At 54.4% G+C, this 11,165-nt stretch carries 14 protein-coding genes; 9 read left to right on the top strand and 5 right to left on the bottom strand.

Annotation, left to right across the window (positions count from 1 at the left end; genetic code table 11):
• Window positions 1–365 precede the first annotated feature (365 nt).
• Genes ACJ9N4_RS20340 through ACJ9N4_RS20355 form a run of 4 tightly spaced genes read right to left on the bottom strand, consistent with a single transcriptional unit; the run spans window position 366 to window position 4,430 of the window.
• Complete coding sequence (locus ACJ9N4_RS20340) at window positions 366–1,235, bottom strand: phosphoribulokinase (RefSeq protein WP_182272868.1); 870 nt, start codon at window positions 1,233–1,235, stop codon at window positions 366–368.
• Between the two features lie 30 nt (window positions 1,236–1,265).
• Window positions 1,266–1,484 (bottom strand): YheU family protein, encoded by a 219-nt coding sequence (locus ACJ9N4_RS20345; protein ID WP_006177849.1) that lies wholly within the window; start codon window positions 1,482–1,484, stop codon window positions 1,266–1,268.
• Complete coding sequence (locus tag ACJ9N4_RS20350; protein WP_182272867.1) at window positions 1,481–2,503, bottom strand: hydrolase; 1,023 nt, start codon at window positions 2,501–2,503, stop codon at window positions 1,481–1,483. Before ACJ9N4_RS20350 ends, ACJ9N4_RS20345 begins: the two co-directional genes overlap by 4 nt.
• A 22-nt stretch (window positions 2,504–2,525) precedes the next feature.
• Window positions 2,526–4,430, bottom strand: a complete 1,905-nt coding sequence (locus tag ACJ9N4_RS20355; protein ID WP_182919043.1) for an ABC transporter ATP-binding protein — start codon at window positions 4,428–4,430, stop codon at window positions 2,526–2,528.
• 138 nt (window positions 4,431–4,568) lie between these two features.
• On the opposite strand from ACJ9N4_RS20355, the gene kefG reads away from it, so the two are divergent.
• The 4 genes from kefG to slyD all read left to right on the top strand — a co-directional run bounded on the left by kefG (window position 4,569) and on the right by slyD (window position 7,824).
• Window positions 4,569–5,120, top strand: a complete 552-nt coding sequence (kefG, locus tag ACJ9N4_RS20360; RefSeq protein WP_182272865.1) for a glutathione-regulated potassium-efflux system ancillary protein KefG — start codon at window positions 4,569–4,571, stop codon at window positions 5,118–5,120.
• Window positions 5,120–6,925 (top strand): glutathione-regulated potassium-efflux system protein KefB, encoded by a 1,806-nt coding sequence (gene kefB, locus ACJ9N4_RS20365; protein ID WP_182272864.1) that lies wholly within the window; start codon window positions 5,120–5,122, stop codon window positions 6,923–6,925. Before kefG ends, kefB begins: the two co-directional genes overlap by 1 nt.
• 13 nt (window positions 6,926–6,938) lie before the next feature.
• Entirely contained in the window at window positions 6,939–7,139 is a 201-nt protein-coding gene (locus tag ACJ9N4_RS20370) for a YheV family putative zinc ribbon protein (RefSeq protein WP_010436300.1), read from the top strand.
• A gap of 94 nt (window positions 7,140–7,233) precedes the next feature.
• Window positions 7,234–7,824 (top strand): peptidylprolyl isomerase, encoded by a 591-nt coding sequence (gene slyD / locus ACJ9N4_RS20375; RefSeq protein ID WP_182272863.1) that lies wholly within the window; start codon window positions 7,234–7,236, stop codon window positions 7,822–7,824.
• 192 nt (window positions 7,825–8,016) lie between these two features.
• Here the strand turns inward: slyD and ACJ9N4_RS20380 are convergent, their stop codons facing one another.
• Window positions 8,017–8,235 carry a protein SlyX gene (locus ACJ9N4_RS20380; RefSeq protein ID WP_182274585.1) on the bottom strand — a complete coding sequence of 73 codons (219 nt, stop codon included), beginning with the start codon at window positions 8,233–8,235 and terminating at the stop codon, window positions 8,017–8,019.
• A gap of 238 nt (window positions 8,236–8,473) precedes the next feature.
• On the opposite strand from ACJ9N4_RS20380, the gene fkpA reads away from it, so the two are divergent.
• The 5 genes from fkpA to tusB form a co-directional block, all read left to right on the top strand.
• On the top strand, window positions 8,474–9,295 hold the full coding sequence (gene fkpA / locus ACJ9N4_RS20385; RefSeq protein WP_182272862.1) for an FKBP-type peptidyl-prolyl cis-trans isomerase: 822 nt from the start codon (window positions 8,474–8,476) through the stop codon (window positions 9,293–9,295).
• Window positions 9,296–9,461: 166 nt separating this feature from the next.
• A complete protein-coding gene (locus ACJ9N4_RS20390) occupies window positions 9,462–10,184 on the top strand; it encodes a transcriptional regulator (RefSeq protein ID WP_182272861.1) in 723 nt (240 codons plus the stop codon).
• Window positions 10,184–10,570 (top strand): sulfurtransferase complex subunit TusD, encoded by a 387-nt coding sequence (gene tusD / locus ACJ9N4_RS20395; RefSeq protein WP_182272860.1) that lies wholly within the window; start codon window positions 10,184–10,186, stop codon window positions 10,568–10,570. Before ACJ9N4_RS20390 ends, tusD begins: the two co-directional genes overlap by 1 nt.
• The gene (gene tusC / locus ACJ9N4_RS20400) at window positions 10,570–10,929 is read left to right on the top strand and encodes a sulfurtransferase complex subunit TusC (RefSeq protein WP_182272859.1); all 360 of its coding nucleotides are present in this window, start codon (window positions 10,570–10,572) and stop codon (window positions 10,927–10,929) included. The genes tusD and tusC overlap by 1 nt, the downstream gene beginning before the upstream one ends.
• A 7-nt stretch (window positions 10,930–10,936) precedes the next feature.
• Window positions 10,937–11,165: sulfurtransferase complex subunit TusB (gene tusB / locus ACJ9N4_RS20405; RefSeq protein WP_411500744.1), on the top strand; the 229-nt coding region annotated here is incomplete at its 3' end.

Below are 11,165 nucleotides of genomic sequence, written 5' to 3' on the forward strand. Positions count from 1 at the left end.
GTGAATTCATTTTTTGCACCTCATCAGTTATTTAATTTATAACCTCTGAACGTGTCTAAAACTATTAAACCACTTCAGATGCAGGCTAATGCCCGACCCGAAGCCTGAAGGAATAAGCTGAGGGTACCGCGCAGCGGCGATTTTCCTGCCGGGAGCCCGGGTTGCCAGGGCGGTGGCGGTGAACCGCCCTGGCACGTTCACCTGTATCGTCGTTACAGAGTAGCAATCAACATAAAGTGAACGGAATAACCACTACTGCTTTATGTTCCCCCTCACCCCAGCCCTCTCCCTCAAGGGAGAGGGGGTATTCTGTGCCAACCTGTAATTTGTGGGGATCCCTCAACCCACGGGGAGAGGGGACATGATTACGCGATCTGCTTCCCTTCCATCAGCCGCTGCACCAGTGGTGTCATGATTAACTCCATCGCCAGCCCCATTTTTCCACCGGGTACCACCAATGTATTCATGTGCGAAATAAACGAGCCTTGCAGCATCGCCAGCAGCCACGGGTAATCAATGCCTTCGAGATTGCGGAAATGGATAACCACAAAGCTCTCATCCAACGACGGAATGCTTTTGGCGGCGAACGGGTTGGAGGTATCCACCGTCGGCACACGCTGGAAGTTAATATGGGTACGGGAAAACTGTGGCGTCAGGAAGTTGATGTAATCTTCCATTGAGCGTACCACCGAATCCATCACCGCCTCACGCGAATGACCGCGCTCGCTGATGTCACGCGTCAGTTTCTGTATCCACTCCAGGTTAACGATCGGTACCACCCCGACCAACAGATCCACATGACGTGCGACGTCGTGCTGCGGCGTGACCACGCCACCGTGCAGCCCTTCGTAAAACAGCACGTCGGTAGGTTCCGGCAGTGGTTGCCAGGGGGTAAAGGTTCCCGGCACCTGGTTCCAGGGAACGGCTTCGTCGTAGGTATGCAGATATTTGCGGGATTGCCCTTTGCCGGTCTGGCCATATTCAAGAAAGGTTTGCTCCAGCAGACCGAAATCGTTGGCCTCCGGGCCGAAATAACTGATGTGTTTGCCGAGATCGCGCGCCTTGCGGATGGCCATGTCCATCTCCGGGCGCGTGTAGCGGTGAAAGCTGTCGCCTTCAACTTCTGCCGCCCGTAAATTCAGCTGAGCGAAAATTTTGCGAAAGGCGAGGCTGGTGGTGGTGGTGCCCGCACCACTCGAACCCGTTACGGCAATAACCGGATGTCTGGCAGACATAGCAACTCCCTGACTGGAAAGGTTTAAAGGTCAGCCGTGAAACGCGTTGCGGGGCATGATATTGACCGTTTCATGCAGTTCAGACCATACCAGCACCACGTCGCCGCTTTTGAGCTGGCGCTTTACATCGCTGACCTTTTGTTCAAGCGAACGTTCATGTTCACCATAATCGGTGCCTTCACGCAATACAAAGCTTTCAATCAGATTATCGAGCGTTTCGGGAGACAGATCCTGCCAGGGGATGATCATTTTGCACCGTCCAGATAAGCGGTTAACCAGTCAGGAATGCGCGCCTCCAGCCACATTTTCGGGCGACGTAACGTGCCGCCGACAAACCCCACGTGACCGCCATGTTCGGTCAACTGATAGTGAACGTTGTCAGGCAAAAATTCCTGCGCCGGTATTGAGTGATGATCCATGAACGGGTCATCTTTGGCATGAATGATGAGCGTCGGCTGAGTGATTTTGCTCAGCAACGGCATCGCGCTGCACTGGCGATAGTAGTCAATTGCGTCGGCAAAGCCATGAATTTTGGCGGTGATCAGGTCGTCGAACTCGCGAATACGGCGCACCTTTTTGAGCTGACGCAAGCTGACCGGCAAGGTATCCGGATAGGCCTTCAGTTTACGCGCTGCATTGGCTTTCAGCAGATTGAGCAGATAACGCTGATACACCCGGGAAAACCCTTTTTCCATATGGTAGCTGCACTGTTCCAGCATGAAGGGGGCAGAGACAATTACGGCTGCGTCCAGCGGGACCGTTTCACCCTCTTTTGCCAGCAGGCAGGCCAGCATATTTCCGCCCAGCGAATACCCTACGGCCGCCGTTGGCACCGTACCAAAGTTCTCTCTCAGCCAGTGTAAAAACCAGGTGCCGTCTTCCGTTTCACCCGAGTGGTAGATACGCTTCTGGCGATTTGGCTCGCCGCTGCATCCGCGAAAATGCATGACCACGCCGAGCCAGCCACGGTCTTTCGCGGCCTGGATTAATCCGTGCGCGTAAGGACTGTACAGACTGCCTTCCAGACCATGAAACACCACCAGGCGGGGTTTATGTCTGGCCTGCTCCGGTTCTTCGCTCCAGGCGAGATCCAAAAAGTCGCCGTCCGGCAAATCCAGGCGTTGCCAGTATGGGGTGAACTGCACCTTGCGGCGGATCAGGCGCGGCAGCATGGTCTGCAGGTGGCGATTCGCCACGCCGCGCATGGGCACAAACTCTGCGCTCTCTTCAACGGCGAGGTCGAAGTCTGATGGAATGATTTGGGTCATAACGATGCGATGCTAATTCTTGTCAGTTATTTACTATAATCGCTTCCAGTTGTTCCTGCGCATCCAGCCATGCCATCTCACACTCTTCGAGGCTGGACCTGGTTTTCGCCTGGGTTTGCAGGCAGTCAGTCAGCTCGGCTTTGCGGCTCTGGTCGTACAGTCCGCTGTCGCCCAGCTTCTCTTCAACGGTGGCGAGCCTCGCATTGAGTTTTTCCATCTCTTTTTCGAGACGGGCGATCTCTTTACGCAGCGGCTGTGTCTGGGTGCGAAGTTCCGCTTCACGGCGCTTCTGGTCTTTACGTGCCTGTGCGCTGTTGGCGTTGTCCTTCGCGGACTCTTCCGGCTGATTTTCCTGCTTTTGCACGTCCGTCAGCCACTGTTGGTAGTCTTCCAGGTCGCCGTCAAACGGTTCGACTTTACCGTCGTGGACTAAGTAGAGGTCGTCGGTGGTGGAGCGGATCAGGTGGCGATCGTGCGAGACGACAACCAGTGCGCCTTCGAACTCGATCAGCGCTTCGGTCAGTGCCTGACGCATGTCGAGATCCAGGTGGTTCGTTGGTTCATCGAGCAGCAGCAGGTTCGGGCGCTGCCAGACAATCAGTGCCAGTACCAGGCGAGCTTTTTCGCCGCCGGAGAAGCGCTCGGTGTTTTCGGTGACCTTATCGCCCTGGAAGCCAAAACCGCCGAGATAGTCGCGCAGCTTCTGCTCCATTTCCTGTGGGGCCAGCCGCGCCAGGTGCTGAATCGGGGATTCATCCGCGCGTAAAAATTCCAGCTGATGCTGGGCGAAGTAGCCAAGCTTGATGCCCTTCGCCAGCCCGATTTCACCGCTGACCGGGTTAAGCTCGCCTGCCAGCAGTTTGATCAGCGTCGATTTACCGGCACCATTACGCCCCAGCAGACCGATACGTGAACCCGGCACCAGGTTGAGCTTGATGGAGTCGAGGATGATGCGATCCCCATAGCCAGCGCTGACCTTTTCCATCTTCAGCAATGGGTTGGGCAGACTCTCCGGCTCGCGGAAATTAAAGTGGAACGGGTTATCCACGTGTGCCGGGGCAATCATCTCCATGCGTTCCAGCATCTTGATGCGGCTCTGCGCCTGTTTGGCCTTCGATGCTTTGGCCTTGAAACGGTCAACAAAGCTTTGCAGGTGTGCCACACGCTGCTGCTGGCTCTCATACATGGACTGCTGCTGAGCAAGGCGCGTCGCGCGCTGGCGCTCGAAAGAACTGTAGTTACCGGTGTACTCGAACATCGTTTGCTGTTCGATATGAATGATTTTGTCCACCACCGGGTCGAGGAAGTCGCGGTCGTGGGAGATCAGGATCAGCGTGCCCTGATAGCTTTTCAGCCACTTCTCCAGCCAAATAACCGCATCGAGATCGAGGTGGTTAGTCGGTTCATCGAGCAGCAACAGGTCGGAACGGCAGATCAGTGCCTGCGCCAGGTTAAGGCGCATACGCCAGCCGCCCGAGAAATCGCTAACCGGGCGTTCGAGCTGCTCGTTGCTAAAGCCCAGACCGTGCAGCAGGCTGGAGGCGCGGGAGCGGATAGTCCAGGCATCGATGGCATCCAGCTTGCCGTGAACGGTGGCAATCGCGTGACCGTCGTTACGCTCGTTGGCAGCATTGAGTTCCGCTTCCAGCTTACGGTATTCACGGTCGCCGTCGATAACATAGTCGAGTGCCGGTTCACTCAGCGCAGGCGTCTCCTGGTTGACCCATGCAAGCTGCCAGTTCCCGGGGAAGGTAAAGTTACCGCCATCGGCACTTATCTCGTTTTTCAGCAGCGCCAGCAGGGTGGATTTACCGCAGCCGTTTTTGCCAACCAGGCCCACTTTCTGACCCGGGTTGATGGTGGCTGTGGCGTTGTCCAGCAGGACGCGCACGCCGCGACGAATTTGTAACGAGGAAAAAACAATCATAGAAGCGCCGTATGTTCCGACTATGTTAATTTGTCATTATGATAATGTAAGGTGTGGATCATTTTCCCCACCGGGCCGTCATGGTAGCCCAAAACGACAACGATACACAAAAACAGAAACAGAACCGGGAGGGGAGTGATGTCTCAGACAGCAAAAGTGCTGCTGCTGTATGCCCATCCGGAATCTCAGGACTCGGTGGCGAACCGGGTGCTGCTTAAGCCGGCGACTCAGCTCAGCAATGTGACGGTGCACGATCTCTACGCGCACTATCCTGATTTCTTTATCGATATTCCCCATGAACAGGAACTGCTGCGCCAGCATGACGTGATTGTGTTCCAGCATCCGCTCTATACCTACAGCTGTCCGGCATTGCTGAAAGAGTGGCTGGACCGCGTGTTAAGCCGGGGTTTCTCCAGCGGAGTGGGGGGCAACCAGCTGGCGGGAAAGTACTGGCGTAGCGTCATTACCACCGGTGAGCCAGAGAGCGCTTACCGCTATGACGGGCTGAACCGTTATCCGATGAGCGATATCCTGCGGCCATTCGAACTGACGGCGGCGATGTGCCGTATGCACTGGATGAGCCCGATTATTATCTACTGGGCGCGACGTCAGGATCCAAAGGAGCTGGCAAGTCATGCCCGGGCCTATGGCGAATGGCTGGCATCGCCGATCCCGACAGGAGGTCGCTGATGGAAGGATCGAACCTGCTGCTGGCGGGCGTGCTCTTTTTATTTGCCGCCGTGGTGGCCGTACCGCTGGCGTCGCGTATTGGCATCGGTGCGGTGCTCGGGTATTTGCTGGCGGGAATTGCGATTGGCCCCTGGGGGCTTGGGTTTATCAGTGATGTGGATGAAATTCTCCACTTCTCCGAGCTGGGCGTGGTGTTCCTGATGTTCATCATCGGCCTTGAGCTGAATCCGTCTAAATTGTGGCAGCTCCGGCGTTCCATTTTTGGTGTGGGTGCGGCACAGGTGCTGTTCAGTGCCACCATTCTGGCTGGTCTGTTGATGCTGACTGATTTCGCCTGGCAGGCGGCGGTGATTGGTGGGATAGGTCTCGCAATGTCCTCGACGGCGATGGCACTGCAGCTGATGCGTAACAAAGGGATGAACCGCAGTGAGGCGGGTCAGTTGGGTTTTTCGGTACTGCTGTTCCAGGATCTGGCGGTGATCCCGGCGCTGGCGTTGGTACCACTGCTGGCGGGTTCAGGCGGCGATCATTTCGACTGGGTGAAAGTCTCCATGAAGGTGCTGGCCTTTGCCGGGATGCTGATTGGCGGACGTTTTTTACTGCGCCCGGTGTTCCGTTTTATTGCTGCGTCTGGCGTGCGCGAGGTGTTTACCGCCGCGACGTTGCTGCTGGTGCTCGGTTCGGCGCTGTTTATGGATGCGCTGGGGCTGTCGATGGCGCTCGGTACGTTCATCGCTGGGGTGTTGCTTGCCGAGAGTGAATATCGTCATGAGCTGGAGATTGCCATTGATCCGTTTAAAGGGCTGCTGTTAGGACTGTTCTTTATTTCGGTGGGCATGGCGCTCAATCTCGGCGTGCTCTATACCCATCTGCTGTGGGTGGCCGTGAGCGTTGCGGTGCTGATGGCGGTTAAAACACTGGTGTTGTATGTACTGGCACGCATTTACGGGCTGCGTAGCTCAGAGAGAATGCAGTTTGCCAGCGTGTTAAGCCAGGGGGGAGAATTTGCGTTCGTGCTGTTCTCCACGGCATCGTCCCAGAAGCTGTTCAAAGATGACCAGATGGCGCTGCTGCTGGTGACGGTCACGCTGTCGATGATGGCCACGCCGCTGTTGATGAAGCTGGTGGATAAACTGCTGTCGCGGCGGTTTAACCCGGCAGAAGACGAAGATGAAACCCCGTGGGTGGAAGATGATAAGCCTCAGGTGATTGTCGTGGGTTTTGGCCGCTTCGGACAGGTGATTGGGCGTTTATTGATGGCGAACAAAATGCGTATCACGGTGCTGGAACGTGATATCAGCGCGGTAAACCTGATGCGAAAATATGGCTACAAGGTTTACTACGGTGATGCGACGCAACTTGAACTGTTGCGTTCCGCCGGGGCTGAAGCGGCAGAATCCATCGTCATTACCTGTAATGATCCAGAAGATACGATGAAGCTGGTGGAGTTGTGTCAGCAGCATTTCCCGCACCTGCATATTCTGGCGCGCGCACGGGGACGTGTGGAAGCTCACGAACTTTTGCAGGCGGGTGTGAAACACTTCTCCCGCGAGACGTTTTCCAGTGCGCTGGAACTGGGGCGCAAGGCGCTGATTTCGCTGGGCATGCATCCCCATCAGGCCCAGCGTGCGCAGATGCATTTTCGCAGGCTCGATATGCGGATGTTGCGTGAACTGATGCCGGTGCATACCGACACGGCGCAGATTTCTCGTGTGCGGGAAGCGCGTCGTGAGCTGGAAGAGATTTTCCAGCGCGAGATGCAACAGGAACGACGCCAGCTGGATGGCTGGGATGAATTTGAATAAAGGGTAACGAAAGATGGCTGTACGTAAACGCTTTATCGCGGGTGCAAAGTGCCCGACCTGCCAGGCGCAAGACACGCTGGCCATGTGGCGTGAAAATAATATTGATGTTGTTGAGTGTGTTAAGTGTGGTCACCAGATGCGTGAAGCCGACAAGGAAGCTCGCGATCACGTTCGCAAAGAAGAGCAAGTGATCGGCATTTTTCATCCGGACTAGCGATATGCCCTGAGTTTTTTTAAGCTAAAGGGTACACAGGTGCAGATTTCCGCTACAATCTGCGCCAGCAATTTTCCCACGCTCAGGAGATATCATGAAAGTAGCAAAAGACCTGGTGGTCAGCCTGGCCTATCAGGTACGTACAGAAGACGGTGTGTTGGTTGATGAGTCTCCGGTGAGTGCGCCGCTGGACTACCTGCATGGTCACGGTTCCCTGATTTCCGGCCTGGAAACCGCGCTGGAAGGTCATGAAGTTGGCGACAAATTTGACGTTGCTGTAGGCGCGAACGACGCTTACGGTCAGTACGACGACAACCTGGTTCAGCGCGTTCCTAAAGACGTGTTCATGGGCGTTGACGAACTGCAGGTTGGCATGCGTTTCCTGGCTGAAACTGACCAGGGTCCTGTGCCGGTTGAAATCACAGAAGTTGAAGACGACCACGTTGTGGTTGACGGCAACCACATGCTGGCTGGCCAGAACCTGAAGTTCAACGTAGAAGTTGTGGCTATCCGTGAAGCAACCGAAGAAGAACTGGCTCATGGCCACGTTCACGGTGCGCACGGTCACGATCATGACCACGATCACGGCCACGATGGCTGCTGCGGTGGTCACGGCCACGATCACGACCATGCTCACGAGCACGGTAAAGGTGGTTGCGGTAACGGCGGCTGCGGTTGCCACTAATACCCGTCGTCTTTCAAGCCGCAGGTGTGTTGGCTGCGCTTTCAAACCCCGGTCACATAGTTATCTATGCTCCCGGGGATTTTCAAGCTTGCCGCCTTCCAGCGACTCGAAATCCATAGGGTATTTGTAGGTCCGGTAAGCTTCGCGCCACCGGGCACAAAAAAAGCGGGATAATCCCGCTTTTTTTACGCCTCAGTAATGAGGTGGTGGCGTCTCTTCTGACTGAGAGGCAATGTTAGAGGGCTGCGTAGCCTTCAGCTTTTCGGTTAACAAACGCATGTGATCCCGCAGTTTTGCCATTTCAAGCTCGTGCGCGGTCACGGTCTGGTTAAGCTCTTCGATGGTGATGTCCTGAAAAGCCAGGCGGCTTTCCAGCTCAGCCAGTCTCGCTTCGATCAATGTGTCCTTCATCATTCACCTCGTCTATTTCTGATTCGCCATAATGGGCCAGCGGCGGCGAAGTTTAACTGAGTTTATCCTGAAGTACAGTATCCATCCCATTGGCAAGAAACTTATTTAAACAAAAATAGTCTTAAAAGTGGCGATAATCGGGGGTGTCTGTCTGTAGATTTCTTCCGCAACGTTTTATAGTACGTAACTCATTTACGTTTAATGCTGGGGTGAGAGTCCCCAGGCCCTGGAGATATGGATGAAATCACTGTTTAAAGTAACGCTGCTGGCGACGACGATGGCTGTTGCGCTGAATGCGCCGCTGTCTTTCGCAGCTGACACTGCTGCGAAGCCTGCTGCGACTGCAGACAGCAAAGCGGCGTTCAAAAATGACGACCAGAAATCCGCCTATGCACTTGGCGCATCTCTGGGACGTTACATGGAAAACTCTCTGAAAGAACAAGAGAAACTGGGCATCAAACTGGATAAAGCTCAGCTGATCGCGGGTGTTCAGGATGCGTTTGCTGATAAGAGCAAACTGTCTGACCAGGACATCGAGCAGACTCTGCAGGCGTTTGAAGCGCGCGTGAAAGGTGCTGCCCAGACCAAGATGGAAGCTGATGCAAAAGACAACGAAGCAAAAGGCAAAGCCTACCGCGATACTTTTGCTAAAGAGAAGGGCGTAAAAACCTCCTCTACTGGCCTGGTGTATAAAGTCGAGAAAGAAGGTACCGGTGACGCACCAAAAGACAGCGATACTGTTGTGGTTAACTACAAAGGTACGCTGATCGACGGTAAAGAGTTCGATAACTCTTACACCCGTGGTGAACCTCTTTCCTTCCGTCTGGACGGTGTTATCCCGGGCTGGACTGAAGGTCTGAAGAACATCAAGAAAGGCGGTAAGATCAAGCTGGTCATCCCACCAGATCTGGCTTATGGCAAAACCGGCGTTCCGGGTATCCCTGCAAACTCTACGCTGGTCTTCGACGTAGAACTGCTGGACATCAAGCCAGCGCCAAAAGCGGATGCTAAAGCAGAAGCGCCTGCAGACGAGAAAGCTGCAGCAGACACCAAGAAGTAATGTCGTGAAAACCGCCGCCTTAAAGGCGGCGGTTTTTTTTATTGTGGGGCAGATATAATTAACACTGGAAAGCGTTACACACGCTGTATTAATTTAGTTGTCCGTGTAGATAATGAGCCTGCCCTGAAAACGTAACGACAGGCTCCTGAAAAGGAGTGTTTTTTTCATGTCCAGGTCGCTTTTAACCAACGAAACCAGTGAACTTGATTTGCTGGATCAACGTCCTTTCGACCAGACCGATTTCGATATTCTGAAATCCTACGAAGCGGTGGTGGACGGGTTAGCGATGCTCATTGGGTCCCACTGCGAAATCGTATTGCACTCCCTGCAGGATCTGAAGTGTTCCGCCATCCGCATTGCTAATGGTGAGCATACTGGCCGTAAAATTGGTTCGCCAATCACCGACCTTGCATTGCGTATGTTGCATGACATGACTGGCGCGGACAGCAGCGTCTCCAAATGTTATTTCACCCGCGCCAAAAGCGGCGTGCTGATGAAATCCGAAACCATCGCGATTCGAAACCGCGAACACCGTGTGATTGGGCTGCTGTGCATCAACATAAACCTTGATGTGCCATTCTCGCAAATCATGAGTACCTTTATTCCACCAGAAACGCCGGACGTCGGATCTTCTGTTAACTTTGCGTCCTCCGTGGAAGATCTCGTGACCCAGACGCTCGAGTTCACCATTGAAGAAGTGAATGCCGATCGCAACGTCTCGAACAACGCCAAAAATCGTCAGATCGTGCTGAACCTCTACGAGAAAGGCATTTTCGACATTAAAGATGCCATCAACCAGGTGGCCGATCGTCTGAATATCTCCAAGCATACGGTCTACCTCTACATTCGCCAGTTCAAAAGTGGTGATTTCCTGGGGCAAGACAAGTAATGCGTTTTGCGTTAATGGTGACAGGCCCGGCGTATGGCACTCAGCAGGCCAGCAGCGCGCTGCAGTTTGCTCATGCGCTCCTGGAGGCTGGACACGAACTGGTGAGCGTCTTCTTCTATCGGGAAGGGGTGTATAACGCGAACCAGTTTACGTCACCGGCGAGCGATGAGTTTGACCTCGTGCGTGCGTGGCAGGCATTAAACGAAAAGCAGGGCGTTGAGCTGCATATCTGCGTGGCGGCGGCATTGCGTCGCGGCGTGACGGATACGACAGAGGCTGCCCGTCTCGGCCTGTCCGGGGCCAATTTACAGCCTGGCTTTTCATTAAGTGGTCTGGGGGCGCTGGCACAGGCTGCGCTAACCTGCGACAGAGTGGTGCAATTCTGATGAAGCGTGTAGCGTTTGTTTTTACCTCTGCTCCGCACGGTAGTGCGTCGGGCAGAGAAGGGCTGGATGCACTGCTCGCGACTTCTGCATTAACCGAAGATATCGGCGTTTTCTTTTTAGGAGACGGGGTGTTTCAGCTTTTGGCAGGACAACAGCCTCAGGCAATCCTTGCTCGTGATTACATCGCGACGTTTAAAGTGCTTCCGCTTTACGATATCGAAAACATCTATCTGTGTGCCGACTCTCTGGCTGCGCGCGGGTTAAAAGATAATACGCCTTTCGTTCTGGACGTGACGATCCTGGCGTCTGACGCACTGCGTGAACAACTTTCTCACTACGACACTGTTCTGACTTTCTGAGGCTGCCATGCTCCACACCCTGAGCCGTTCTCCGTGGCAATGTGATATCGACGCATTACTGAGCATGTTGTGCGAAGGTGATGACCTGCTGCTGATTCAGGATGGCGTTCTTGCTGCACTCGAAGGCAGCCGTTTCGTTGAAATCCTCATTAATGCCCCCATAACGGTCTCTGCGCTGAAAGACGATCTTGATGCGCGGGGGCTGGCTGGTCAAATTTCAGCCAAAATTGACGTGG

Source organism: Enterobacter sp. LM3, assembly GCF_046622475.1.
In the GTDB taxonomy this organism is placed as follows: Bacteria; Pseudomonadota; Gammaproteobacteria; order Enterobacterales; family Enterobacteriaceae; genus Enterobacter; species Enterobacter cloacae_P.